A 24,664-nucleotide genomic window follows, 5' to 3' on the forward strand; every position below is an offset into this window, starting at 1 on the left:
ATAACCTACTTGAATAGTAGAGAATAGCGAAAGGGTGTGGCGCGCGGCCGGTCGTCGAAGGTCAGCGGGCGAGGGCGGCGAGGTGGTCGTGGAGGGCCCGGTGCCCGTCGGGGGTGGGGTGCAGGCCGTCGGCGAGCAGGCCGGGCCGGTCGTGCAGCGGCGCCCACATGTCGAGGAAGTCGACGTGGTTCGCGACGCACCAGGTCCGCAGGCTCTCGCGCAGGGCGAGGGCCCCGGTGTGGGTGAAGCGCAGGCCGCCGAGGTCGCCGGTCCTGGACTCGTCGACCCACGTCGGGCCCAGGACGACGAGCCGCGCGCCGTGGCTCAGGGCGGTCGCGGCCAGCGCGGCGAGACCGTCGCCGAGGCGCTCCAGCCAGCCGACGTGCGCCGGTTCGGCGGCGGGTTTCAGGGCCGAGTCGCCGATCCCGGCGGCGACGATCAGGGTGTCGGGACGGCGGGCGGCCAGGAGCGCGGGCGTCTGCTCGCTGACGTCGATCAGGGTGCTGCCGGGGACGGCCACGTTGAAGACGCGGTGCCCGGCCTCGTCGGCGGCGATGTGCGCGGCCGCCAGGCGGGCCGCCCACCCGCCCTCCGGGTCACAGCGGCCGTAGGCGATGCCGTCGCCCGCGATCACGATGCGGGCGGCCGGGCGCAGCGGTCTCGCGTCCAGGTACGCCCACGCCGCCTCCCCGGAGGCCAGGAGCACCCGCCGGCGGGCGTAGTCGTCGACCTCGTACGCGTCGGCCGCGGCGAGCTCATGGTCGGTGAGGTGCAGGACCGCGCCCTCGACCGCGGCACCCCGTTCCCGGGCCAGGGTCAGATGCACGTCGATGCCGCTGGTGGCGATCACGGACGGGTCGGTGATCGGCAGCGGCCTGGTCGTGTGGCCGGTCAGCGACGCCGGGGACACGGGCACGGCCTGACCGAAGAGGGCGGTCTGCACCCGCTCGTCCAGCAACGTGCCGAAGGAGAACAGGGTGTGCGGGCGCGGCTGGCTCACCTCGGTCCTTTCTCCGCGGGTCTCCCCGGATCTCCTGGGACGGATGTGATCACCTTATCCGCCGGACCCGCCGCGGGACCGTAGCGACCTGCGCCCGAGCTCCGGTCAGTTCGCCGGCAGCGGTTCGATCAGGTCCTCCATCGTGCAGTCCAGGATGTCCAGCAGCGCCATCAGCGTGCGGAGGCTGAGCCGCTCCGGCTTCTCCGCCACCAGCCGGTAGACCTGGCTCAGCGACAGGTCGATGCCGCGCTCGGCCAGCAGCGGACGCAGGTCGGTGGTGGAGAACATGCCCCGGGCGGCCATGACCTCCCTCAGCCGCCACCGGTAGTCGAGCCCGCAGGCCGTCCTGTGCCCGTGGTGGCCGGTCACGGGATGCGTTCCAGCTGGCTGCGCGAGGTGATGCCCATCTTGGCGAAGACCTTTCGGAGGTGGTATTCGACGGTGCGGGGGCTGACGTACAGGCGGCCGGCGATCTCCTTGTTCGTCAGGCCCTGCTGGGCCAGCCTCGCGATCCGCGTCTCTTGCGGCGTGAGCTGCCCGGAGGTCTCGACCGTACGCTTGCGGGCGGTCTCGCCGGTCGCCAGCAGCTCGCGCTCCGCCCGGTCGGCGAACCCTTCCATGCCCATGGCCACGAACAGCTCGCTCGCCGTGCGCAACTGCTCGCGCGCGTCGAGCCGGCGCCGCTCGCGGCGCAGCCACTCGCCGTAGAGCAGGTGGGCGCGGGCGAGGTCGACGCGCATGCGGGTCCGCCGCAGCCGGTCGATCGCCTCGCGGTAGCGGGTGTCGGCCTCCTCGCCCTGGCCGAGCAGCGCGCGCGACCGGGCCTGGACCCCGAGCGCCCAGTCGGTCCCGCTCGCCCGGGTGGTCGCGACGAGCTGGTCGAGCGCCCGGGAGGCGAGCTCGCGGTCGCCGCTGTAGACCGCCGCCTCGACCAGCTCGGCCGGCGCCCAGTGTGCCGCTGCGCCCGGGCAGGGCTGGTACGCGGTGGCGCGCTCCGCGGCCGCCCGGGCCTGCTCGTACTGGCCGAGGCCGTTGTGCAGCACGGCCGTCAGCCAATGGGCGACCGACGCCGTGGAGCCCTCGCCGCGGGCCGTCGCCTCGTTCGTCAGGGCGTCGGCCAGCTGCTCGGCCTCGGCCTGCCGTCCCCGCCACGCCGCCAGGGCGAGGGCGCCGCCCGCCGGCGCCTGGAACCCGAAGCCGATCCGCACCCCGGTCGCGGCGACGAGGGTCTGGATCTCCTCGTTCACCGACTCCGCCTCGTCCAGCTCGCCGGCGAAGTTGAGCAGCATGAGCCGCGTGCTCAACGCCAGGGGCAGCAGGGCGAGGGCGCCGGTGTCGCGGAGGAGGCCGACGTAGCGATCCGCCAGCTCGCGACCCGACCTGTCGTCCCACAGGGCCATGGCGAGGGTGTGGGCGGCCCACAGCCGGCGGAAGTCCTCCGTGGCGGAGGTCTCCTCGCTCAGGAAGGCGGCCAGGGCCCGCCGCATGGCCGGCGCCGCGACCTGCGGTTCCTCCGTGAAGTGCCTGGCCAGGGCGTCGAGGAGGAGGTCGGCGACCCGGGGCGGGCCGATGGCGGGCGGTGCCGTACGGGCGGCCGCCGCGACCTCCCCGAGGCTGCGGCCCTCGTCCGGGAGGATGCCGATCGCCGCGGACAGCGCCTGCAGATACGTGTCCCGGGCCAGCGCGGTGTCCAGGGGCTCGAATCGCCTGGCGGCGCTGATCAGCATCGGGGCGGCGGAGCTGCCGTGGTTCGAGGTGCTGGCGATCTCGGCGCGCAGCAGCTCCGCGTGGGCGAGTCGCAGCTCGTCCAGCGGACCGGCCTGGGCCGAGGCCAGCAGCGCCAGGGCGGGCTCGGGCGCGCCGGCCAGGTGCTTGGCGCGGGCGGCGGCCAGCGCGCGCTCCGCCCGGCGCCGGGGGTCGGGCGTGAGGGCGGCCGCCCGCTCCAGGAAGGCGCCGACGGCCGCCAGGCCACCGCGTGCCTGCGCGCGGCCGGCCGAGCGTTCGAGCTCCGCGGCGACCTCCTCGTCCGGCTGCGCGGTGGCGTGCGCGCGGTGCCAGGCGCGCCGGTCCGGATCGGCTTCGACGTCGGTCGCCTCCGCCAGCGCCAGGTGCGCCTTCCGGCGTTCCTCCGGCAGGGCCGTCCGGTACACCGCCGAGCGTGCCAGCGGGTGCCGGAAACGTACCCGGACGCCGAGGACGATCATGTCGTTCGCGGCGCCGACCAGCGCCATGCCGAGGCCGAGCCGCGCGGCCGCCCGCCACAGCAGCGCCGCGTCACCGAGCGGGTCGGCGGCCGCCAGCAGCAGCAGTTGCCGGGTGCGCGCGGGCATGCGTTCCAGCTGCCGCCGGAAGCTGTCCTCGATGCGGCCCGAGAGCGACCGGGTGGCCGGCGGGCCGAACCCGCCCGCCAGCTCCGGGCGGGTGTACTCCCTCAGCAGCTGCAGCAGCGCCAGCGGGTTGCCCCGGGCCTCGGCGACCAGCCGGTCGCGTACCTGCGCGTCCAGCGGGCCGGGGACCACCGAGCGCAGCAGCGCCCGGGCGTCGCCGGCGGACAGGCCCGCGACGTCCAGCGACGGCAGGCCGGACAGCTCGTCCGCCTCTTCGGTGTCGCGCACCGCGAACACGCAGGCCACCGACTCCGCGAACAACCGGCGGGCGACGAAGGCGAGCACCTGCGCCGATGCCTGGTCCAGCCACTGGGCATCGTCGATCACGCACACCAGCGGGCGTTCCTCGGCCGCCGCCGCGAGCAGGCTCAGCACGGCCAGGCCGAGGAGCAACCGGTCCGGCGCCGGCCCGGCGCGCAGCCCGAACGCCGTGCCGAGCGCCTCGCGCTGCGGCCCCGGCAGGCCGTCCAGATGGCCCAGCATCGGCGCGCAGAGCGAGTGCAGCGCCGCGAACGCGAGCTCCATCTCCGACTGCACCCCCGCGGCGCTCACCACGCGGCAGCCGGCGGCCCGCTCGGTCAGGTGCTCCAGCAGCGCCGACTTGCCCACCCCGGCCTCGCCGCGCACGACCAGCGCCCGGCTCTCCCCGGCCCGCACCGCGGCGAGCAGCCCGTCGAGCGCCTCGCACTCGGCCTGCCGGCCCAGCAGCCCGGCCTTCGCACCGGGGCGGTGGAAGCCGGCGGGCGACCAGCCGCCGCCCACGACCGCGACTCCCCCACCGCGTCCGACCACGCCTTCCAGAACGTCAAGGCTTGATTTGCCGAGCACCCGGGATCCACCTCCCACCACATCACTCATCCGCCTCTTGATTCAAAACCGTACGAGTGGCCGGTGGGGGACTGCGTACGTAGGACTACGTAATGCCCGCGCCAGACCCCGGAGCCTGGTCGCGGTTCCCCCTGGGGACCCTACGGATGCGAACGGCACCCTGGGGGGCCGACGCTGGCGGCGATGGAACTCGGGATCCCCGCATCCACGAGCCATCGCGATGCCCATCCGCGCGGGGCGAGGGGGCCGCGCGGCGGGGCGCCGGGACCGGCCGCGCGGGCGAGGGAGCCGCGTGGCCGGGCCCGCCGGTCGGTGTCGTCAGAGCGGCCGGTCGGCCATCATGGCGGCGAGCTCGCTGCGCGACTTGACGCCGACCTTCGGGTAGATCCGATACAGGTGGGTGGTGACCGTGCGCGGCGACAGGAACAGCCGCTCGGCGATCTCCCGGTTGCTCAGCCCGTCGGCCGCGAGCCGCGCGATCTGCTGCTCCTGCGGCGTCAGGGCGTCGATGGCGTCGATCGGCTTGCGCCGGGACTCGCCCGTGGCCCGCAGCTCGGCCCGCGCCCGCTCCGCCCACGGCGCCGCCCCGAGCGCGTCGAACGTGGCGGCGGCGGCGCGCAGCAGCGGCCGCGACTCCGCCGCCTGGCGCTGCCGGCGCAGCCATCCGCCGTACGTGAGCTGCAGGCGGGCCCGCTCGAACGGCCAGTCACGCAGGTCCCCGGCGGCGAGCGCGGCCTCGTACGCCGCGCCGTCGTCGGCCAGCACCGCCCCGGCGTAACGGAGCCCCGTGACGAGGACGGGCGAGCGGCTCCGCTCGGCGATCGGGGTCAGCTCGGTCACCACGTCGCGGATCTCGTCGAGCGCGCCGCAGTGCGCCGCCGCCTCGGTCAGGTGCCCGACGAGGGTGAAGCGCAGGTAGGGGTGGTAGGCGACGTCGCCCGGGTCGAACACCCGGCGCAGCTGCCCGTACGCCTCCTCGAACCGCCCGGCGGCGAGCGCGTTGATGCCGCGGATGCGTTGCGTCAGCGACAGCATCGCGTGCATGCCGGCCGAGAACATCGTCTTCTCCGCGGCATCCGCGATCTCGGTGGCGACCTCGTCGTTGCCGCGCAGCGCCTCGGCCATGCCCAGCTGCAGGCGGGCCTGCAGCTCCCAGACCGACGCCCGGGTCTCGGTGGCCAGCGCCGCGCACTCCGTCGCGGCGGACACGGCGGCCCGCGCGTCGCCGGCCGCGGCCGCGTTGTAGGCCAGGCTCGTCAGGGCCTGCGTCAGCATGCCGATGCGGCCCTGCGTCCGCAGCGATTCCGCGCTCGCCGCCAGGAACGTGTTCGACAGCGGGTACGCGCCCAGCGCCGACGCCGCGAACCCGAGGTCGTAGCGCTCCCGAGGGGTCAGGTCCAGCCGGTACTGCAACGCCGTCAACCCGTCGAGGCAGGACGTGCCCCGCTCGACGGGGGCGACCTGGGCCAGCGCGCAGAGCACCCGGATGTCGCCCGCCGGGGCCTCGATCAGCTCCGCGACCTCCACGAACCTGAGCCTGGTGCGGTCGTCGGGGTTGGACCAGTAGAACCGCAGGCAGATGCTGCTCAGCGCCTCAAGGCTGAGCTCGATCTCGCCGGCGCTCCGGATGGTGTCGATGAGCTCGACGTAGACGCCCAGCCGCGCGCTGCCGGTCCAGCCGGTGCCGAGATACGCCTCGCGGTACCAGGACAGCCGCGCCAGGTCCGCCGGGCGCAGCCGGGCCTCGTCCACCAGCTCCAGCAGGCGGCGTACCGTCGCGGCGTCGCCCTGCTCGTCCGCCGTCGTGGCCGCCCACAGCAGCCGGCTGCCGCGCTCGTACGGGTCCTCGCTGAGCTGCGCCGCCCGCTCCATCGCGGTCAGCGCGATCGAGGCGGCCTGCGCGTAGCGGGCCCGGGTGGCCACGGCGGCCAGGTCCGCGGCGAGGGCCTCGTCGGGACCGGCCGCGGCGGCGGCGCGGTGCCGCACCTGGCGGTTCTCGGTGGCGACGACCGCCGCGAGGCAGGCGTGCGCCCGCCGCCGCTGGGCGGCACTCGCCGACTGCCGCAGGGCCGAGCGCAGCAGCGGGTGCCGGAACCGCACCCGGTACTGATCGTCCACGCCGACCAGCCGGCTGACCACGGCCGGCTCCATGTCGTCGGCCGTGACCGGCCGGTCCTCGAACCGGGACGCCGCCGCGAGCACCTCGTCGAGGTCGTCGCCGTCGTCCAGCGCCGCCACGAGCAGCAGCGCGCGCGTCGCCGCGGGCAGCTCGCCGACCAGCCCGGCGAACGTGCGCTCCACCCGGGCGCTCAGCGGGAGCCGCGACGGGAGCAGCGCGGCGCCGCCGGAACGGGCGGCCAGCCCGCCGAGCTCGATCAGCCCGAGCGGGTTGCCGGACGACACGGCGAGCACGCGCTCGCGCAGGGCGGGCGTGAGCCCGGGTGCGACCTGGTCGAGCAGGCTTCCGGCCTGGTCCGGCTCCAGCGGTTCGAGCCGCAGCTCCGGCAGCGCGGCGGCGGCGAGGAGCCGGTCGACGTCCTCGCCGTCGCGGGCCGTCACCACGAGCGCGACCGGGTCGGACTCCAGCCGCCGGGCGACGAAGGCCAGCACCTCCCAGCTCACCCGGTCGAGCCAGTGGCCGTCCTCCACGGCCAGCAGGACCGGCTGGTCGAGCCGGCCGAGCAGGTCGAGCACCTCGACGCCGACCCGGAACGGCGACTCGTCCGCGGCCCCACCCAGCTCCGGGCCCAGCTCCTCACCCAGCTCCGGGCCCAGCCGGCGGAACAGATGCCGGACCCCGGCGTACGGCAGCTGCACCTCGGCCTGCACGCCCGCGGTGGTCAGCACCCGCATCCCGAGCGCCTGGGCCGCCGCGCAGGCTTCGCCCCACAGCGCCGACTTGCCGATCCCGGCCTCTCCCCGTACGACGAGGGCGCCACCACGGCCCCGCGTGGCCTCACTCAGCAGGACGCCCACAGCCTGGATCTGGGCCTCCCGCCCGACGATCACCTGAGGCTCCCGCCCGACGCGCGCCGGGCAGGTCTTCGCGGCCGCTCCGCCCCTCTGGCCACGCCCACCCCTTCCGTCTGACGCGAGAATCATTCATCAGATGCAAGGACCGGCGCAACACGAGCAGGTCACGCCGCACCCCCGGTCCGCCCGGGGTTCTCAGGCCAGGGGTCCGTCCCCCCGGGACCTACGGATGCGAGTGCCCGCGGACCGCAAGACGCTGTCAGGCATGCCCGCACGCACTAGCCCCGCCCCGGGGGAGAGGGGATTCCCATGGACGATCCGCTGAGGATCGGCGCCAACGTTGTCGACTATGTGCTGGTCCTGGCCTATTTCACAGTGGTGCTGCTGGTCGGGCTGGCCGCACGGCGCAGAGTTTCCGGCAGCCTTGACTTCTTCCTGTCGGGGCGGTCGCTGCCCGCCTGGATCACCGGGCTGGCCTTCATCTCGGCCAACCTCGGCGCCGTCGAGATCATCGGGATGTCGGCCAACGGCGCCGAGTACGGCATGCCGACCGTGCACTACTACTGGATCGGCGCCATCCCGGCCATGCTCTTCCTCGGCGTGGTGATGATGCCCTTCTACTACGGGTCGAAGGTGCGCAGCGTCCCGGAGTTCATGCGCCGCCGCTTCGGCACCGGCGCGCACCTGGTGAACGCGATCAGCTTCGCCCTCGCCCAGATCCTCATCGCGGGGATCAACCTGTTCCTGCTGGCCACCGTGGTCAACAGCCTCCTGGGCTGGCCGCTGTGGATCGCCCTCATCCTCGCCGCCGCGATCGTGCTCAGCTACATCACCCTCGGCGGCCTGTCGGCGGCCATCTACAACGAGGTCCTGCAGTTCTTCGTCATCCTCGCCGCGCTGCTGCCGCTCACCCTCATCGGGCTGCACCGCGTCGGCGGCGTCGGCGGGCTGATCGACAAGGTGACCGCCTCGGTCGGCGGTGCCGAGCAGCTGCGGTCGTGGCCGGGCGGCGAGCTGTCCGGGTTCGCCAACCCGGTCCTGTCCGTCATCGGCATCGTCTTCGGCCTGGGCTTCGTGCTCTCCTTCGGCTACTGGACCACGAACTTCGTCGAGGTCCAGCGGGCGCTGGCGACCAGCTCGATGTCCGCGGCGCGCAGCACGCCGATCGTCGCGTCGTTCCCGAAGATGTTCATCCCGTTCATCGTGGTGATCCCCGGGATGATCGCGGGGGTGCTGGTGCCCGAGGTGATGCGGCTCAAGGCCGGCGACCAGGCCGCCGGGGTCACCTACAACGACTCGATCCTGCTGCTCATCCGCGACGTGCTGCCCAACGGGCTGCTCGGCGTCGCCCTGGCGGGGCTGCTCGCCGCGTTCATGGCCGGCATGGCGGCCAACATCTCCGCCTTCAACACCGTCTTCAGCTACGACCTGTGGCAGCAGTACGTGCGCAAGGACCGGCCCGACGACTACTACGTGAAGGTCGGCCGGTGGGCCACGGTCGGCGCGACGGTCCTGGCCATCGGCACCGCGTTCATCGCGGCCGGCTACGGCAACCTGATGAACTACCTGCAGACCCTGTTCGGCTTCTTCAACGCCCCGCTGTTCGCCACCTTCATCCTCGGCATCCTCTGGAAGCGGATGACCGCGACCGCGGGGTGGGTGGGGCTGGTGTCCGGGACCCTGGGCGCGATCGCCGTCTGGCTGGCCAACGAGCTCGGCGCCATGGACCTGCCCGGGCAGGGGGCGGCGTTCCTCTCCGCGGGCGTGGCGTTCGTCGTGGACATCACGGTCAGCGTCCTGGTCACCCTGGTGACCTCCCCGAAGCCGGCGAGCGAGCTCAGCGGGCTCGTCCTGTCGGAGACGCCCAAGGCGCTGCGCACCGACCCGGCCGCGAGCCGGCTGCCCTGGTACCGCGCGCCGACGAAGCTGGCGGGCATCTCCCTGGTGCTCGTCACCGTCCTCAATGTGATCTTCCGATGATCGTCCCGCTGATCCACGACCTGCTGAGGAGTCGGACATGAGCAAGGTGGAGCCCGCTACGGGCCGCGACGGCGGGGCGCCGGACAGCGCCGGACCGCGCAGGGCCGGCGCCTTCGACGTTCGCGTCGTCATCGCCTGGCTGATCGGTTTCTACGGCATCGTCCTGATCGTCCTGGGTCTCGTCGTGGACACGGCAGAGGACCGGGCCAAGACCGGCGACGTGAACGCCAACCTGTGGGCCGGCATCGCCATGGCGGTGGTGGCGATCGCCTTCGTGGTGTGGGCGCGCCTGCGTCCCGTGGTCATCGACCCGCCTCCGGAACCGGCGGATCCCTAGGCGTCGTGCGAGCGCGGGGTTCTTCCCGGTGCCGGGGCGCGGTCAGGCGAGGAGGTCGTCGAGGACCTCGGGGGCCAGGCCCAGGGCGGTGGTCATGCCGATGCCCGAGGTCACCGACACCACCCGTACGCCGGGCATGGGGGTGGCGACCAGGAAGGGGGCCGGGGCGGAGGCGTACACGCCGCGCCAGCGCTCGCGCACCGTCAGCGGGCCGGCGCCCAGCAGGCGAGCGGTCTCCTCCAGGACCCGGCGGTCGAGCTCCTCGGCCTGGAACGGGTCGAACGTGCCCGCGTAGGCGTGGGTGTCGCCGATGATCAGGTCGCCGTCCGGGCGCTGGGTGAACATGAGGTTCAGCCCGATGCCGACCAGCCCCGGGTGCTCGGACTCCATCCGCGCGCGCAGGGCCGGCCCGGTGGGGCAGGCCGTGAAGCCGTCGTAGCGCAGGAGCGAGAAGCCGGACAGCACGGCGGGATCGACGCGGCGGCCGTGCGGGTCGGCCACCCGCAGCATGTGCAGGGCGCAGCTGCGCAGGCCGGACCGTTCGGCCAGGTCGGGGAAGTGCCGGTGCACGTGGTGGCCGACGGCCACGACCACCCGGCCGGCCCTGACCCGGCCGCGGCCGGTGACCACCGCGTCCGGCTCCACGACGTGGGCGGAGGTGGCCCAGTGGAAGCGCACCCCGCGGCGGGCCAGCCAGCCGGCGATGGCGTGCACGGCCTGGCGCGGGTCGACGCGTACGTCCATGGGCAGCCAGGCGCCGCCGACCACGCCGGGGCCCACCGGCACCCGCTCGGCCACCCCCCGGGCGTCGAGCAGGACGGCCTGGCCGTCGCGGGCGGCGCTGAACTCCGCCAGCACCGCGTACTCGTCGTCGGCCCTGGCCACGACCACGGTGCCGCCCTCGTTGAGCCAGAGCCCCGCCTCCCGCGCCAGGCTCAGCCAGGCGGTCCTGGCGGCCGTCGCGTAGCGCAGGGCGTCGCCGTCCTGGGCGGTGAAGCAGCCGTGCCCGAAGTTGCGGACCGAGGCCCCGACGGCCCGCTCGTCGCGCTCGACGACGGCGACGGACAGCCCGCGGCGCACCGCGTCGACCGCGTGGGCGAGCCCGACGATGCCGGCACCGACGACGACGAGATCGGCCGAGCCGAAGGATCCGCCCGACGGCTGATGGCTTGTCATGACAAGTAAGGTGTCCGGTCCGCCACCGAGGTGTCAACAGGCGCCGGAGACATGTCACCCCTTGTTTTCTCGGTCGCCATCTCCGCAGGTGGATATGCTGTTCTGCGGTCGGGGCCACTGCCGCGACGTGCTCGACCTCCTGTATGGTCAAGTCGCATGGACGGGCATCTCCACGAACGGGTCGCAGCGGATCTGCGCCGTCGCATCAGCTCCGGCGACCTGCCGGTGGGCGCCGCCGTCCCCTCCGAGTCGCAGTTGTGCGAGCAGTGGGGAGCCTCGCGCGGGCCGATCCGCCAGGCACTGGCCACGCTCCGCGCCGAGGGGCTGATCGGCGGCGGGCGCGGCAAACCGCCGGTGGTGCGCAGCCACACGATGCCGCAGCCGTTCGAGACGTTCCTGTCGTTCTCGCGGTGGGCCGAGCGGACGGGTCACACGCCGGGCCAGCGCACGGTGGAGATCGCGCGGCGCCCGGCCACCGCCGAGGCGGCCGACGCGCTGAGCGTGGACGAAGGCGCCCCGGTCGTCCAGCTGCTGCGCCTGCGGCTGCTGGAGGGCGTGCCCGCGATGGTGGAACGCACCACGTTCGTCTGGTCCGTGGGCCGGTTGCTCTTCGACTTCGACTGCGACCAGGGGTCGGTCTTCGCGTACCTGAGCGGTCGCGGCGTCGACCTGAGCACGGCCCGCCACGTGATCGACGCGATCGTCGCCGACGAGACCGACGCCGCCCTCCTGGCCGTCTCCCCCGGCTCGGCCCTGCTGCGCGAACGCCGCCGCACCTCCTCCGCCGACGGCGTCCCGGTCGAGTATTCCGACGACCGCTACCGCCCCGACCTCGTCTCCTTCACGATCGACAACTCCCAGCAGGCCCACCCGGCCCTGCTGCGCGGCTGCCCCGACGACCTCCTCCAAGGAGCGCAACCATGATCGAACTGGCGGTTCTCGACATCGCCGGCACCACCGTCGAAGAGCACGGCGCCGTCTATGTCGCCCTTGAGCAGGCCGTCCGCGCGGCGGGCGGCACGCCGGCCGCCGCCGACATCCACGACTGGATGGGCGCCGACAAGCGGGCGGCCATCACCGCGCTGCTCACCGGCGGGACGGGCCGGGCTCCCGCCCCCCAGACCGTGGAGGGCGCCTTCGCCGACTTCCGCGAGCGCCTGCGCGCCGCCTACGCCGAGACGCCGCCGGCCCCGCTGCCCGGGGTGCCGGAGGCGATCGCCACGCTGCGCGCCGCGGGCGTCAAGGTGGCGCTCACCACCGGGTTCGACCGCGAGGTGACCGACGCGCTGCTGGGCTCGATCGGCTGGGACGACGGTTTCCTCGACGCGGTGGTGTGCGTGGACGACGTCCCGGTGGGCCGGCCGGCCCCGTACATGATCTTCCGGGCGATGGAGGCGACCGGCGTGCACGACGTCGGGCGGGTCCTCACGGCCGGCGACACCGTCCGCGACCTGCGCGCCGGCACCAACGCGGGCGCGGCGATCGTGGCGGGCGTGCTCACCGGGAGCCAGGACGCGGCCGCGCTCGGCGCCGTCCGGCACACCCACCTGCTGCCCGGCGTGGCCGCCATCCCCGCGCTGCTCTCCCTCCCGCCGGCCACGCGGGCCGAGGGCTAGGTACGGCTAGGCCGTACGAGCCGTCACGGCACGCCAGCCGAAGGTGACGGCGCCGGCCAGCAGCGCCACCCCCGACAGCACGCCGCTGACCAGCGGCACCCAGGCGACCGCGGCCGTCGACGCCAGCGCCAGGCCGCCGGCGCCCAGCAGGGTGAGGACCACGCCGGGCACGGCGATGCCCCGGTCCTTCCAGACCGGCGCCAGCGCGATGAAGTGCACGCCCACCACCAGCGCCACCCACGCCACGTTGGCCTGCTCGGGGCTGCCCCAGGCGGCCAGCACCCGGAGGCCGCCGAAGAGCAGGATCGCCTCGGCGGCGACGACGACCAGGTAGCCGCGGCCGTACATGCTCCGCCGCTCCCCCGCCCCGGGCCGCTCCCGCCGGACGGTGGCGACCCACATGCCGGCGACGGCGACGGCCGCCAGGCAGGCGGCCGCCCGCAGGATGTTCGCGGTCACGGCGTTCAGCGGGCTCTGCGCGTTGACGACGACGAAGACCGCGCCGAAGATCGCGCCCACCAGTAACCCAGTCATTCGTTGCATGGCGTTCATTGAACTCCGTGCCGGATCCCGGCCGCATGGGGGCTGGGGCGAGTAGGCGGTCGGTCTGGCACTACCTCGCCGTGCCCCGCAGGTAGGCGAGCACCGCCAGCACCCGCCGGTTGTCATCAGGGGTCTCGCGCAGCTCCAGCTTGGCGAACACGCCGGCCACGTGCTTGCCGACGGCCGCCTCGGTGATCGACAGGGCCCGCGCGACGGCGCTGTTGGAGCGCCCCTCCGCGATCAGGGCGAGCACCTCGCGCTCGCGCGCGCTCAGCCGGTGCGTCGGCTCGTCGATCTCCCTGGCCCTGTCCCAGGTCCGCTCGAACAGGTCGATGAGGGCGGTGAGGAGGCTCTGCTGCCTGATCACCAGGGTGCCCGGCGCGTACGCGAAGGGGGTCATCCGGAGGAACGCCACGGCGCGATCGAAGATGAGCACCTGCTGGATCGGCTCCTCGACGACCCGGTGCCGGTCGCCGGAGGCGTGCAGCTGCCTGATCCGGGCCACCTTGCCGGGGTCGTCCAGCACGCTCGCATGGATGATCGTCCGCATGGTCATGCCGCGCTCCAGGGCGTCGAGCACCCTGCGCCTGCTCCGCTGCTCCTGGGAGCCCTTCTCCATCGAGCTCAGCGGCTGCATGGCGCGCAGCTCGCCGGCCGCGGGCACGACCTGCGCGATCTGCTGCCGTACGAGCGCGTCGTCGTCCACCCGCTCGACGTCGACGGGGATCCCCCGCAGTTCGCCGACCACCTCCTCCAGGCGATGGACGAGCCGGGCCAGCGACACGCCGTCGTCCGCGCTCACCGACCGGCCACCTCCCCGGCCCCACCGGACGTCCGCGGCAGAATCCGGCTCGTGGCCAGGCAGGCGACGGCCGGGATCGGGAAGAGCACGAGGTAGAGGTTCGGGATCCACCAGGCCAGGGAGAAGTCGCCGCGCAGGGTCCAGAACGCGATCGCCATGAGTCCCGAGGCCATGGTCAGCACCAGGGAGATCAGCATGAGGGGCAGGCCGTCGCCTTGCCGCCGGCGCCCCAGCCACAGGCTCGTCAGGCCGGTGACGCCGGCCGGCAGGTCGATCCAGAGGAAGGACCAGTTCCAGTCGGCCATGAGCGGGTTGTCGTAGTCGGCGAACGCCCACTCCGGCGGGATCAGCCCCAGGCCCGTGACGCCGAAGTAGACGAGGAAGCCCAGATCGGTGACGAGCATCAGGGCTTTAGTGGTGCGCAGCACGGTCGATCAGCTCCAGGAGGTAGCGGCGGGTGCGCTCGTGCAGCTCGGGCTCGGGCTCGCCCAGGCCGAGCAGCCGGGCGGCCCACCAGCCGTCCACGGCCAGCCGTACGGCGGTGGCGGCGGCGGGGTCGATGCCGTCGTCGGCCAGCCGGGCCTGCCAGGCGGAATATCGCTCCCGCAGGGGCCGCAGCCCGGCCGGGTCGATCAGCACCCCGGCCAGCAGCGCCACGGTGACCGTGTCGGCCGGGGCCCGCGCGACGTGCCGTTCGGGGATCGTGGCCTCGATGTAGGCGCGCAGGTAGTCGCCCGGGCGGTGACCGGCCTGTGCGAGGGCGGCGTCGAAGGTGGCCGTGAGGCGCTCGACCATGGCGGCGACCAGCGCCTGCTTGGTCGGGAAGTGATAGAACAGGCCGCCCTTGGAGACCCCGGCCCGCCTGGCGACGGCTTCGAGGGTGAGCGAGTCGGCCCCCTCGGTCAGGAGCACCTCGGCTGCGGCGTCGAGCAGGCGTTCCTTGGAACTGGTTCTGGGCACCCTGAAACTATACCGGCCAACCGGTATAGTTTCGCCTTGTAACTGGACTCTCCCCCCATGGCAGACTCCATGCTCGTCCCACGGCTCGCACCTGGAGGAGAGCAACCGCATGACGATCGTGAAGGGCGTCGAGGCCCGCGACACGCAACACTGCGAGACGACGGCGCTCGGGGTGCTGCTGCGGCACGAGGGGCTCGATCTGTCCGAGCCCATGCTGTTCGGGCTCGGCTCGGGCCTGTCCTTCGTCTACTGGGACAGCAAGGCCATGGCGGTCCCCTTCCTCGGCGGCCGGGTCAGGCCGTTCGAGCTCACCGGGAACCTGGCCGCCAGGCTGGGGCTGACCCTGCGGACCGAGGAGACCACCTCACCGCGCAGGGCGTGGGCGAACGTGGCCGCCCAGATCGACGCCGGCCGGCCCGTCGGGCTCCAGCTCGACAGCTACCACCTGGACTACTTCCGGTCGAAGGTGCACTTCGGCGGGCACGTCGTCGCGATGTACGGCTACGACGAGCACGATGCCTACCTGGTGGACACCGGGCCGCAGGGCGGGGCGGTGCGCACCAGCCGGGCCGGCCTGGCCGAGGCGCGGGCGGCGCGCGGCCCGATGACCGCCAGGAGCCGCTCCTTCACCATCGCGCTGCCGGCGCACCCCGTCCCCTGGCAGGAGCGGCTCGTCCCCGCGATCACGGCGTGCGCCGCGGCCTTCCTCGCCGCCCCCATCGCCAACCTGGGCCATCGCGGCATCGAGAAGGCCGCCCGCCAGGTGCCCACCTGGCTGTCCCGCGCGGAGCAGCCGCAGCGGGACCTGCCGCAGACCGCCCTGCTCATGGAGCGGGCGGGCACCGGGGGTGCCCTGTTCCGGGCCCTCTATCGCGACTTTCTCGGCGAGTGCGCCGGGCTGATCGACGACGGCGGCCTCCGTACCGGCCACCGGCTGTACGGGGAGGCCGCCGTCATGTGGACGGACGTGGCCGCCCTGATCGCGAAGGCCGGCGAGACCGGCGACGCCGCGCACCTCGACCAGGCCGGCGCCATCCTCCACGACCTCGCGCGCATCGAGAGCGAGGCCATGCACGTGCTCCGCCGGCTGTAGCCCGCGCGGCAGCCGATCAGTCCACCTCGGCCGCCGGGGCGGTCCACGTGTTGCAGTGGCCCGGCCTGCCGCCCCGGAACCCGCCGTTCAGCCAGGCGGCGCCGTGCTGACCCCGCCCGTGGGTCCGCTCGTCGCCCGCGTCGCCTCTCCGGGCGAAATCCGCCAGCACCAGCTGCCAGTCCTCGGCGGACACCGGGAGCGAGTCACGGACGGCGGCGAACCAGACGCCCGCGAAGCAGTCGGCCTGGAGCTCGTAGCGGCGGCTGAAGGCGAGCGTCGCACCCTCGTCGGAGGTGGAGACCTCCCGCTCCGCGGCGGCGTCGCCGATGCCCGCGTTGTCCTGTACGTGGTGCCCGTACTCATGGGCGAGGATCGCGGTCAGGACCATCGCGTTCTCCTCCTCGTCCACCCCGAGGTAGATGCCGTTGTTGACGGGGCAGTAGAAGGCGGCGGCGTCCGGCTCCGGGTAGTCGCCGCAGGCGCCGCGGCCGGGTTCGGACCAGAAGACCCGGGTGGGCAGCCCGGAGGAAAGCCCGCTGGCCGCCTGGAGTGCCTGCCATGACCGGTCCATGCAGTCGGCCATGGCGTGCAGGAAGGCCGGCCGAGCCGTGTCCGGGGCGCGGCATTCGCCCGTCAGCGGGGACGCCGCGTAGATCGGGTTCCGCTCCAGGCTCCCGGTGACGACGTCGGCGCCCGGCAGCGGGGTCGAGCTGAGGGCCGGGGCAGGCGGTCGCTGCGCGGCCAGCTGGCCCAGGACCAGTCCCAGCGTCGCGGCCAGGGCGATGAACCCGATCACCCCGGCGGCGAACGCCCCTAAGCCTGAGCGAACCGGTCGCGAGCCCGGCCGCGGCGGCCAACTTCCCACCAGCCGGAGTCTAGATGCTCGATCCCGCCCAGGCCTCCTTGCCGGTGGTGACCGGGGCACCGGTCCTCGCCGACTCCCCGATGGCGAGGCTGATCAGGTGGTCCTGGCACGCCTCGGCGAGCGGGTAGGGAGGCGGGCCCTCCTGGCGGGCCCAGGCACCCGTGCGGTCGAGGATGTCCGCGACCGCGATGTCGTCGTCGGACCGGGCCGCTCCCTCGAACGGGTTGCGGTAGACCACGCGCCCGTCGAAGCTGATGTGCTTGAGGTCGCGCAGCTCCAGGTTGAGGTCGATGCCGGTGTCGCGCCGGATCAGCCGCGACTCCACCGGCGTCGAGGGGTCGACCAGCCGCACCACCCGGTCGTCCACCAGCTCGCCGATCGAGCCGCGCACCACGATGCGGCGCATGCGCAGGGGGTTCCACCACTGGTTGTCGGTGAAGTCGTACAGGCCCATCCGGCCGCCGAAGTCGAGGGTGGCGATGGTCGTGGTCAGGCGTCGCGGCGTGTCGTCACCGGTCCACCCGCCGAACCCCAGCGGGTCGGCGAGCGGCGCCTCGAACGCCGAGGCGCGTACCTCGGCGGCGTCGAACCCGATGCCCAGCAGACCGCGGATCATCGACACCGCGTGGTACAGGTGGGTCGAGGAGACCTGGACCGAGGTCGGTTCGCCGATCACGCCCTGCCGGACGAGCGCCAGCCGGGCCGCGTGTCCGGGCATCAGCAGATACTGCTCGGCCACCTGGACCAGGCCGCTGCCGCCCACGTCCCGCCACAGTGACCGCAGCCCGTCGAGGTCGGGCGCGGGCGGCGTCTCGGCCAGGACCGGCATCCGATGCCCGACCGCCGCGCGGATCGCGTCCGGCATCGCGGCCCACGGGACCGCCGCGGCGAGGTAGTCGGGCCGCTCGTGCCGGAGCAGGTCGTCGATCGAGGGGAAGGCCGGTACGCCCCACTCGGCGGTCACCTCGCCGGCCCGCTCCGCGCTGCGCGTCACGACGCCGCTGACCCGCAGCCGGTCCGGCATCGCCGCGGCCAGCCGCAGGAAGAACCGGGTCCGCCGCCCGCTGCCGATCGCGCCGAACGTCGTGGTCATGAAGGGACCTCCTCGGGGACGGGAGCGATCTCGCAACAGCGTATACGGCCTGCCGAAAAGCCCCGCCGTCGGCGTCGGCGTCGACGGCGGCGTCGACGGCGGCGAAGAGGATCTCGCGGCTTCCCGATCGCCGGGCTGTAACCGCGGGCACTGGCAGGCGGACGGACGCTCACCACGATGGGTGCCGGATCTTCTCACACAACGAAAGGTGATGTCGTGCGTCTGCTCACCGGGTTGACGATGAGTGCTGTCCTCGCCGCCGGACTCCTGGCCGCCCCACCCGCCATGGCCGCCCAGACGGCGGTGAGCTTCGCCGCGGACTCGGGCGACTCGTGCCGCCGCGGGGTCACGGAGGGCACGATCGAACGGTACGACGGTCCGGTCGTCCGGCCGCTCGTCAAAATCGAAGGCTCGCTGTACGACGAGGCCCGCCCGACTGTCTGCTTCCCCGACAACCTGCACTCCACGGCCACCTTCCGCGGTTACCGCGGCACCGAGCTCGTGGACTCCGAGACGTACAAGGCGGACAACGAGCAGGTCAAGCTCTCCTTCGGGCTGTCCGACCCGACGGGGGTGCGGAGCATCGACCGGGTGGTCGTGCAGGTGTGCCGGTTCAGCAACTCGCCGATCGGGATCAGCTACTGCGGCGCGGCGCAGGAATACAAGATCCCCTAGAGGGTCTCGTCAGTCGTCGAGCAGCCGCCACGCGGTGAGGGCGATCCTGGCCCGGGTCAGGCCGGTGGGCTCGGTCAGGTCGATGCCCAGGCTCCTGCCGATCTGTTCGAGGCGGCGGGCGATGCTGCTGTGGTGCAGGTGGAGGAGGTCGGCGGCCTGCCGCAGGGAGCCGGTGGCGCAGTAGGCGTCCAGGGTCTCCAGGTCTTCGGGGGTGCCGGCCAGCCGGCCGATCGCGATCACGTCGGCGTTGCCCCGGGCGGCGTCCTGGGGGATCTCGGCCAGCAGCGCCAGGGCGCCCAGGTCGCCGTGGTGGACGACCGGCCGGCGGGCGGTGGTGAAGCGGAGGGCGGTGCGGGCCTGCTGCCAGGACCGGTCGGGGCTCTCGGCGCCGCCGACGCCCGCGCGGACGCCGGCCGGGATCCCGGCCGGATCCAGGGTGGTGGCCAGGATGACGCCCGCGTCGGCGAGCGGCGCCGCCTTGACCGGGCGGGCCGGGCAGACCAGGGCGCCGACCTGGTCGAGCGGCAGCCGCGAGTGTACGGCGACGACGCGGATCGGCAGGTCGGCGGCGAAACCCAGGAGCCGGAGCGCCCGGGCCCTGGCCGCCTCGTCGATGTTGGCGCTGATCGCCAGCTCGACGAGGGCCGGGTCGGCCATGGTGGTGCGGGCGGGGCCGTACCTCTCGACGACCCCCGCGGCGGCGATGGCGAGCCGGTCCAGCAGCACCTCGTCGAGGGGGCTGGGCCGGCCGGGGCGCTCCAGCCACACCGTGCCGATCTCCTCGTCGTCGAGGGTGATCGGCGCCGTGCTGGACGGGGGCGACGGCGGGGTGGTCGCCTCCTTGCCGTCGGGCGCCATGCGGATCACCCGCCCCGTGCCGTGCAGCCGGACCCCGGCCACGCACTCGGCCAGGCCGGCCGAGGCCCGCGCGAGCGCCGGGAGGTCCACCCGCCGGCGCATCAGCGTGTCGTAGAACGCGACGACGCGGATCGCGCCTTCGACGTGCGAGTCCAGTTGCGACAGCCGTTGGGCGAGTGCCTCCATGCCAGGAGGATAGGTCCTCCCTGTCCAGAAGATTGCGCCGATCTACGCGCGATCCGGGCGAAATGCCCGACAGATGGCGGATGGACTCCGGGGTGGCGACCGGCAGGATGGCCGGCATGGATCCCGAACTGGAGCCTTTCCTCCCGATGTTTCCCAAGGACGATCTGGCCGATCCGATCGCCTCGCGCAAGGTCTTCGCCGAGCGGGCCGCCATGCGGCCGGCACCGGATATCTCGGGCATGAAGGTCGAGGACCGTACGGTGCCCGCCGACCCGGACGTGCCGGTACGGATCTATCGCCCGCACCTGGCCCAGGGCGCCATCGTCTGGCTGCACGGCGGCGGGCTGGTCATGGGCAGTCTGGACACCGACCACCCGTGGGCCGCCCGGCTCGCGGACGACTCCGGCGCGGTGGTGATCTCCGTGGACTTCCGGCTGGCCCCCGAGCACCGGTTCCCGGCCGCCCTCGACGACGCCTACGCCGTACTGGAGTGGACGGCCGAGCACGCCGCCGAGCTCGGCGTCGATCCGGAGCGGATCGCGGTCGGCGGGCACAGCGCCGGCGGGGGGCTCGCGGCCGCGGTGGCGCTGCGGGCGCGCGAGGAGCAGGGGCCGGCGATCCGCTTCCAGCTGCTCAACCAGCCCGGGCTCGACGACCGGCTGGAGACCTGGTCGGCGCGGAACTTCACCGACACGCCCTGGCTGTACCGCGACAAGCTGGCCGCGATATGGCGGCACTACCTGGGCTCCGCGCCGGCCACGCCGTACGCCGCCCCGGCCCGCGCCGACGACCTGTCCGGCCTGCCGCCCGCCCACATCGCCACCGCCGAGTTCGACCCGCTCCGCGACGAGGGCATCGGCTACGCGCTGCGCCTGCTGCAGGCGGGCGTGCCGGTCGAGCTGCACCAGTGGCCCGGCACCTTCCACGGCTCGCAGGCCATCCCGACCGCCGAGGTGTCGCAGCGGCAGGTCGCCGAACTCGGCGCCGCGTTGCGCCGGGCCATGGCCGGCTGAGGTCGGCGCGGCATGACCGTCACCCCGATCGATCTCCTGGCGGCCTCCATCCACCTCCACCAGGGCGGCGAGATCCGCGCCGGGAAACGGACGACGGACCCCGACCAGGACGGCTGGCGCCTGACGGCCTTCCATGCGAAGACCGGCGCCGACGTCCACGCCGACCACTGGGAGGTCCATCCCGAGGCCGAGGAGATCGTGTCGTGCCTCGTCGGGAAGATCCGGCTCTTCCTCCGTCCGGAGCTGCCGGGGCAACAGGAGGAGGAGATCAGGCTGGCGGCCGGGACCGCGGTCATCGTGCCGCGCGGGCGCTGGCACCGCATCGAGCTGGACATCCCCAGCAACATCATGGCCGTCACGCTGCCGCGTGGCAGCCGCCTGGAGAGGCGCGCGGCGCAGGCGCCGGCCCGCCCGTAGGACGGGCCGGCGCCTGCCCCGGGTGTCACTTGCTGTAGTTCTTCCCGATCGGCCTGCCGGGGATCGGCTTGGCGATGAGGGCGACGGGGATGAAGAAGCAGATCTGGCCGATCGCGATGGTGAGCGTCCAGAGTGCCTTGTCGTCGTAGTGCGCGGACGCCCTGGCGTACAGCTCGTCGGGGACGCGTTCCCCGGACGGGTTCGGGGTGAGGACGGCCTCGACGAGCTCCAGCGCGATCCGTTCGGCGCCGGTGAAGTAGGGAGCGTCCCGCCAGGAGGCCACGGCGGTGATGCGCTCCTCCGTCTCACCCGACTTGCGAAGGATGTCGCTCTGCCGGACGGTGTGGTAAGTGCTGCCGACGATCTGCCCGGCGCGGAGCTGCACCAGGCCGACGGTGGTGCGCGGGATCGCACCGTTCATGGTGGCCTTGGTCATGGCTCCGGCGATCGTCCCTACCTCGGGAAAGAACTCGGCCGGGTCGGGCAGACGCGACTGGAGGTTGTCCTGCTCGGCCGTCGTGGGTGTGGACATCGGAGAACTTCCTTCTTGAGTGCTGGATGATGTTCAGCAAGTACGACGACCCGGCGGCCGAAACTGTGAGGTGGCGCGCCCGCCTCACAGTCCGGCCCGGTGTCTCGTCGATCCGGTGAGGCAATCGCACCGAGGGAACCGAGGACACCATGACCACCCACGCGATCATGAGCGAGCGGCGTCACCTGATCAATCTCGCCTACCGCCTGCTCGGTTCGCTGGCCGATGCCGAGGACGTCGTGCAGGAGACGTACGCCCGCTGGTACGCCATGTCCGAGGGGCAGCGGGAGGCCATCGAGAACCCCCCTGCCTGGCTGACGACGGTCGCCAGCCGCATCTGCCTCGACCTACTCGGCTCGGCCCGGGCCCGGCGGGAGAGCTATGTGGGCGAGTGGATCCCGGAGCCGGTGCCCGGCCGTACGGACTGGGTCAGCGCGCGGCCCGGCACGGATCCGGCCGACCGCGTCACCCTCGACGAGTCGCTCAACATGGCCTTCCTCGTCGTGCTCGAATCGATGACCCCGGCCGAGCGGGTCGCGTTCATCCTGCACGACGTCTTCCGCTACTCCTTCACCGAGGTGGCCGAGATCGTCGGCCGCACGTCGGCGGCCTGCCGCCAGCTGGCCACCTCGGCCCGCCGCCGCATCCGCGAGTCCCAGGCGTCCCCGACCCCCACGGCCCGGCGCGCCGGCATCGTCAGGGACTTCAAGCTGGCCTGGGAGGCCAAGGACATCGACGCCCTCATCGGCCTCCTCGACCCCGACGCCAAGGTGATCGCCGACGGCGGCGGCCTGGCCAACACCGTGATCCGGCCGGTGGAGGGCGCGGAGCAGATCGTGCGTTACGCCCTGACCCTCGCCGGCCTGGCGCCCGCCATGACGATCCAGGAGCAGACCGTCAACGGCCAGCCCGGTCTGGTGGGCGTGGTGGACGGCGTCACCGTGGCGGTGATGGCGTTCGACGTCGCGGACGACCGGATCACGCGCATCTGGGCAGTGCGCAACCCCGAGAAGCTCCGGCCCTGGGCGGCGGTACCGCAGCAGTAGATCGGCCTCACCTCACATTCCCGGCGGTTGTGTCGTCGGACTCCTGCGACACCGGCCAGGACGCTTCCCGCGTCCCGGCCGTCGTCCGCCCCTGCCCCACCGTCGTCAAGGAGTCAGCCGTGTTCCTGCGTGTCGCGATCATCCTGCAGACCCTCGCCCTCCTCGCCGCGCCGATCACCGCCGGACTGCTGCTGACCTCGCCCAGCGAACGGGTGCTGCACAGCATCTCGGCGTACGGGGTGTTCACCGCGGCGCTGCTGCACCTGATCGTCGCGATCCTGCTGTGGCGGCCGGGCGGCGGCTCCCCCAGGACCGCCCTGTACGCGGCCGGGTTCTTCGGGCTCACGCTCGCGCAGATAGCGCTCGGCATCGCAGCCGCGACGCCCCTGCACTTCCCCCTGGGGGTGCTGCTGTTCGGCGTGAGCGTCCTTCAACTCAGCCGGCTCCCGGCCGTCCGCCGGCAGCCGTCCTGAACCGACCCCGGGGGTCTGTCCGAGTCCCGCGGGTCTTTGCGAGGCCCGCCGCTATGCGAGGCCCGCGGGCAACAGGGCGCGGATCGCGGTGTGGACGGCTTCGAGGTCGACCGCCTCGGGAGCGATCCGCCACTGGGCGTGTACGCCGATGATCGTCCCCACCAGCGCGACCGTGAACGCCTCCGGGGTGACGCCCGGGGGCAGCGCCTCGGCCGGGATCCGGGCGCGTACCCCCTGGCGAAGCGCCGCGTGGAGGCGCGCGTAGTGCTCGCGGATCGGCGAGCCCACCTCGACGGCCTCGGCGAGCAGCGTGATGAACAGGCGGGTGGCCGGCACCTGGATGAAGTCGACGACCTGCCCGAGCGGATCATCGGCGGGCGCGCCGAACCGGGCCAGCACCGCCTGGAGCTGGTCGTCGATCACCGCCTCCAGCAGGCCGAGCTTGTTTCCGAAATGCCACGGGATGGAGCCGCGGCTGATGCCGGCCTTGTCGGCGATGTCGACGAAGCTCGTCTGCCGGTATCCCTTCTCGGCGAAGAGCTCGGCGGCAGCCGCCACCAGCAGCCGGCGGCTCTCCTGAGTCCTCTCGTCACGTCGCGTGGCCATGCGGCCCATCTAACAGGTATGCCCGACGACAGATCAAATGCTGATCGGTATAGCCTGTGTTAGCCAACATATAAATACGCCGAGAAGGAGCTCTCATGAGGCTGCCGAAGAGCGCGCACACCAGGGACGTCGCCATGAGCTCGGGCCAGCGGATGCTCCGCTGGGCAAGCGGGATCATGCTCGTGCTCGGAGCGGGGCACCTGTCCTTACTGGCCCTCCTCACCTGGGAAAACGTCTCCGGGTGGGTGGACAGGGGACTGTGGGCGGCCGTCCCGCTCCTGGACGGGGATGCCGTTCAGACGGTGGCGTCCCTGCAGAACAAGGTCACCTTCTGGGCCGGGCCGGGCAGCTTCTCCGTGCCCCTGATTCTCCTGGGCTGCCTGACCTGGCACCTCGCCGGGCGCGGGGTCCCCGTGCCCGCCGGGATCGGGTGGGCACTCGCGGCGTGGTGCGCGCTGGGCGGCGTCCTTCTCGTGCCCTCCCCGTACGTCGCCGGGGTCGTCGCCGGCGGGCTCGTCATCCTGGCGGCGCGGCCGGGTCAGGCCTTCGGTGCCATGGCCGCCACCGCGGACAGCAGGAGATCGATGCCGAAGGAGTAGTAGGCGTCGAGGTCGGGCGGGTCGGACAGGGTGGCGGCGAAGGCGGCCAGGTGGGGGTAGCGGCCGGGAGGCAGGCGTTCCAGGTCGAGGCGCTGCTGCCGCCTGAGCTCCGCGCTCGCCTCCTCGTCGCCGTCCACGCCACCGGGCTGGCAGGACACCGTCGCCGTCGCGCCCAGCAGCAGGTAGGAGGCCACCTGGTCGGCCTGCCGCGGCGTGAACCCGGCCTCGGCGAGCAGCCCGATCACGGTGTCGGTGGCCCGCAGGTATCCCTCGGCCGCGCTCTTGTCGATCACCGGCAGGAGGGCGGACAGGTAGGGGTGCGCGCGCGTCTGTTCCACCAGCGCGGTGACGACCGCGCGGAGGCGCTCAGCCCAGGGCCGGTCCGGCGCCAGGCCGGCGACGAGCGGCGCGAGCAGGTGGTCGGCGAGCGCGGACAGCAGCTCGTCCTTGTTCTTGACGTGCCAGTACAGCGCCGTGGGCGCGACGCCGAGCTCAGCGGCGAGCCGGCGGATGGTGACCGCCTGGAGCCCGTCGGTGTCGGCGATCTTCATCGCCCGATCGACGACGGCCTGGCGGGTCAGTTTCTCCGAAGCCACCTGACCACTG

General features: G+C 73.3%; 26 protein-coding genes. 11 read left to right on the forward strand and 15 right to left on the reverse strand.

Annotated elements, in window-relative coordinates; translation table 11 throughout:
- Positions 1–61: 61 nt before the first annotated feature.
- The 4 genes from ACBJ59_RS30815 to ACBJ59_RS30830 form a co-directional block, all read right to left on the reverse strand.
- Entirely contained in the window at positions 62–1,000 is a 939-nt protein-coding gene (locus ACBJ59_RS30815; RefSeq protein ID WP_375113709.1) for a GDSL-type esterase/lipase family protein, read from the reverse strand.
- Positions 1,001–1,105: 105 nt separating this feature from the next.
- A complete protein-coding gene (locus tag ACBJ59_RS30820; RefSeq protein WP_375113710.1) occupies positions 1,106–1,369 on the reverse strand; it encodes a helix-turn-helix domain-containing protein in 264 nt (87 codons plus the stop codon).
- Positions 1,366–4,215, reverse strand: coding sequence for an AAA family ATPase (locus ACBJ59_RS30825; protein ID WP_375113711.1), 2,850 nt, complete (start codon positions 4,213–4,215; stop codon positions 1,366–1,368). The genes ACBJ59_RS30820 and ACBJ59_RS30825 overlap by 4 nt, the downstream gene beginning before the upstream one ends.
- Before the next feature lie 318 nt (positions 4,216–4,533).
- Positions 4,534–7,224: an AAA family ATPase gene (locus tag ACBJ59_RS30830; protein ID WP_375113712.1), complete on the reverse strand. Its 2,691-nt coding sequence runs from the start codon at positions 7,222–7,224 to the stop codon at positions 4,534–4,536.
- 273 nt (positions 7,225–7,497) lie between these two features.
- On the opposite strand from ACBJ59_RS30830, the gene ACBJ59_RS30835 reads away from it, so the two are divergent.
- Both ACBJ59_RS30835 and ACBJ59_RS30840 read left to right on the forward strand, forming a co-directional pair.
- The gene (locus tag ACBJ59_RS30835; protein ID WP_375113713.1) at positions 7,498–9,168 is read left to right on the forward strand and encodes a sodium:solute symporter family protein; all 1,671 of its coding nucleotides are present in this window, start codon (positions 7,498–7,500) and stop codon (positions 9,166–9,168) included.
- A gap of 37 nt (positions 9,169–9,205) precedes the next feature.
- The gene (locus ACBJ59_RS30840) at positions 9,206–9,505 is read left to right on the forward strand and encodes a hypothetical protein (RefSeq protein WP_375113714.1); all 300 of its coding nucleotides are present in this window, start codon (positions 9,206–9,208) and stop codon (positions 9,503–9,505) included.
- 42 nt (positions 9,506–9,547) lie between these two features.
- Here the strand turns inward: ACBJ59_RS30840 and ACBJ59_RS30845 are convergent, their stop codons facing one another.
- A complete protein-coding gene (locus ACBJ59_RS30845) occupies positions 9,548–10,681 on the reverse strand; it encodes a TIGR03364 family FAD-dependent oxidoreductase (protein WP_375113715.1) in 1,134 nt (377 codons plus the stop codon).
- Positions 10,682–10,837: 156 nt separating this feature from the next.
- On the opposite strand from ACBJ59_RS30845, the gene ACBJ59_RS30850 reads away from it, so the two are divergent.
- Positions 10,838–11,605, forward strand: coding sequence for a GntR family transcriptional regulator (locus tag ACBJ59_RS30850; protein ID WP_375113716.1), 768 nt, complete (start codon positions 10,838–10,840; stop codon positions 11,603–11,605).
- On the forward strand, positions 11,602–12,297 hold the full coding sequence (locus ACBJ59_RS30855) for a phosphonatase-like hydrolase (RefSeq protein WP_375113717.1): 696 nt from the start codon (positions 11,602–11,604) through the stop codon (positions 12,295–12,297). Before ACBJ59_RS30850 ends, ACBJ59_RS30855 begins: the two co-directional genes overlap by 4 nt.
- 6 nt (positions 12,298–12,303) lie before the next feature.
- On the opposite strand, the gene ACBJ59_RS30860 is transcribed toward ACBJ59_RS30855, so the two are convergent.
- From ACBJ59_RS30860 to ACBJ59_RS30875, 4 genes are all read right to left on the reverse strand, one after another.
- On the reverse strand, positions 12,304–12,840 hold the full coding sequence (locus ACBJ59_RS30860) for a hypothetical protein (protein ID WP_375113718.1): 537 nt from the start codon (positions 12,838–12,840) through the stop codon (positions 12,304–12,306).
- Positions 12,841–12,910: 70 nt separating this feature from the next.
- Positions 12,911–13,642: a LuxR C-terminal-related transcriptional regulator gene (locus ACBJ59_RS30865; RefSeq protein WP_375113719.1), complete on the reverse strand. Its 732-nt coding sequence runs from the start codon at positions 13,640–13,642 to the stop codon at positions 12,911–12,913.
- Entirely contained in the window at positions 13,639–14,070 is a 432-nt protein-coding gene (locus ACBJ59_RS30870; RefSeq protein ID WP_375113720.1) for a DUF5360 family protein, read from the reverse strand. Before ACBJ59_RS30870 ends, ACBJ59_RS30865 begins: the two co-directional genes overlap by 4 nt.
- Complete coding sequence (locus ACBJ59_RS30875) at positions 14,054–14,602, reverse strand: TetR/AcrR family transcriptional regulator (RefSeq protein ID WP_375113721.1); 549 nt, start codon at positions 14,600–14,602, stop codon at positions 14,054–14,056. The genes ACBJ59_RS30870 and ACBJ59_RS30875 overlap by 17 nt, the downstream gene beginning before the upstream one ends.
- Before the next feature lie 109 nt (positions 14,603–14,711).
- On the opposite strand from ACBJ59_RS30875, the gene ACBJ59_RS30880 reads away from it, so the two are divergent.
- The gene (locus ACBJ59_RS30880) at positions 14,712–15,695 is read left to right on the forward strand and encodes a BtrH N-terminal domain-containing protein (RefSeq protein ID WP_375113722.1); all 984 of its coding nucleotides are present in this window, start codon (positions 14,712–14,714) and stop codon (positions 15,693–15,695) included.
- 16 nt (positions 15,696–15,711) lie between these two features.
- Here the strand turns inward: ACBJ59_RS30880 and ACBJ59_RS30885 are convergent, their stop codons facing one another.
- Both ACBJ59_RS30885 and ACBJ59_RS30890 read right to left on the reverse strand, forming a co-directional pair.
- The gene (locus ACBJ59_RS30885) at positions 15,712–16,491 is read right to left on the reverse strand and encodes a neutral zinc metallopeptidase (RefSeq protein WP_375113723.1); all 780 of its coding nucleotides are present in this window, start codon (positions 16,489–16,491) and stop codon (positions 15,712–15,714) included.
- A gap of 79 nt (positions 16,492–16,570) precedes the next feature.
- Positions 16,571–17,653 (reverse strand): Gfo/Idh/MocA family oxidoreductase, encoded by a 1,083-nt coding sequence (locus ACBJ59_RS30890; protein WP_364130701.1) that lies wholly within the window; start codon positions 17,651–17,653, stop codon positions 16,571–16,573.
- A 216-nt stretch (positions 17,654–17,869) separates the two neighbouring features.
- On the opposite strand from ACBJ59_RS30890, the gene ACBJ59_RS30895 reads away from it, so the two are divergent.
- Positions 17,870–18,328 (forward strand): hypothetical protein, encoded by a 459-nt coding sequence (locus ACBJ59_RS30895; RefSeq protein ID WP_375113724.1) that lies wholly within the window; start codon positions 17,870–17,872, stop codon positions 18,326–18,328.
- Positions 18,329–18,337: 9 nt separating this feature from the next.
- On the opposite strand, the gene ACBJ59_RS30900 is transcribed toward ACBJ59_RS30895, so the two are convergent.
- On the reverse strand, positions 18,338–19,372 hold the full coding sequence (locus ACBJ59_RS30900) for a PucR family transcriptional regulator (RefSeq protein ID WP_375113725.1): 1,035 nt from the start codon (positions 19,370–19,372) through the stop codon (positions 18,338–18,340).
- Positions 19,373–19,488: 116 nt separating this feature from the next.
- On the opposite strand from ACBJ59_RS30900, the gene ACBJ59_RS30905 reads away from it, so the two are divergent.
- Positions 19,489–20,385 carry an alpha/beta hydrolase gene (locus ACBJ59_RS30905; protein ID WP_375113726.1) on the forward strand — a complete coding sequence of 299 codons (897 nt, stop codon included), beginning with the start codon at positions 19,489–19,491 and terminating at the stop codon, positions 20,383–20,385.
- A gap of 12 nt (positions 20,386–20,397) precedes the next feature.
- Positions 20,398–20,802 carry a cupin gene (locus tag ACBJ59_RS30910; protein WP_375113727.1) on the forward strand — a complete coding sequence of 135 codons (405 nt, stop codon included), beginning with the start codon at positions 20,398–20,400 and terminating at the stop codon, positions 20,800–20,802.
- A 25-nt stretch (positions 20,803–20,827) separates the two neighbouring features.
- Here ACBJ59_RS30910 and ACBJ59_RS30915 read toward each other — a convergent pair whose 3' ends face one another.
- Positions 20,828–21,334 carry a carboxymuconolactone decarboxylase family protein gene (locus ACBJ59_RS30915; RefSeq protein WP_375113728.1) on the reverse strand — a complete coding sequence of 169 codons (507 nt, stop codon included), beginning with the start codon at positions 21,332–21,334 and terminating at the stop codon, positions 20,828–20,830.
- 149 nt (positions 21,335–21,483) lie between these two features.
- On the opposite strand from ACBJ59_RS30915, the gene sigJ reads away from it, so the two are divergent.
- Together sigJ and ACBJ59_RS30925 are read left to right on the forward strand one after the other, a co-directional pair.
- Entirely contained in the window at positions 21,484–22,380 is an 897-nt protein-coding gene (gene sigJ, locus ACBJ59_RS30920; RefSeq protein WP_375113729.1) for an RNA polymerase sigma factor SigJ, read from the forward strand.
- A gap of 119 nt (positions 22,381–22,499) precedes the next feature.
- A complete protein-coding gene (locus ACBJ59_RS30925; protein ID WP_375113730.1) occupies positions 22,500–22,853 on the forward strand; it encodes a hypothetical protein in 354 nt (117 codons plus the stop codon).
- Positions 22,854–22,904: 51 nt separating this feature from the next.
- Here the strand turns inward: ACBJ59_RS30925 and ACBJ59_RS30930 are convergent, their stop codons facing one another.
- A complete protein-coding gene (locus ACBJ59_RS30930; RefSeq protein WP_375113731.1) occupies positions 22,905–23,459 on the reverse strand; it encodes a TetR/AcrR family transcriptional regulator in 555 nt (184 codons plus the stop codon).
- Between the two features lie 95 nt (positions 23,460–23,554).
- Between ACBJ59_RS30930 and ACBJ59_RS30935 the strand changes: the two genes are divergently transcribed.
- Positions 23,555–24,058, forward strand: coding sequence for a hypothetical protein (locus ACBJ59_RS30935; RefSeq protein ID WP_375113732.1), 504 nt, complete (start codon positions 23,555–23,557; stop codon positions 24,056–24,058).
- On the opposite strand, the gene ACBJ59_RS30940 is transcribed toward ACBJ59_RS30935, so the two are convergent.
- On the reverse strand, positions 23,998–24,654 hold the full coding sequence (locus tag ACBJ59_RS30940; RefSeq protein ID WP_375113733.1) for a TetR/AcrR family transcriptional regulator: 657 nt from the start codon (positions 24,652–24,654) through the stop codon (positions 23,998–24,000). The genes ACBJ59_RS30935 and ACBJ59_RS30940 overlap by 61 nt on opposite strands.
- Positions 24,655–24,664: the final 10 nt, after the last annotated feature.

Origin of the sequence: Nonomuraea sp. MTCD27, assembly GCF_041950495.1 — a bacterium.
GTDB lineage: Bacteria > Actinomycetota > Actinomycetes > Streptosporangiales > Streptosporangiaceae > Nonomuraea.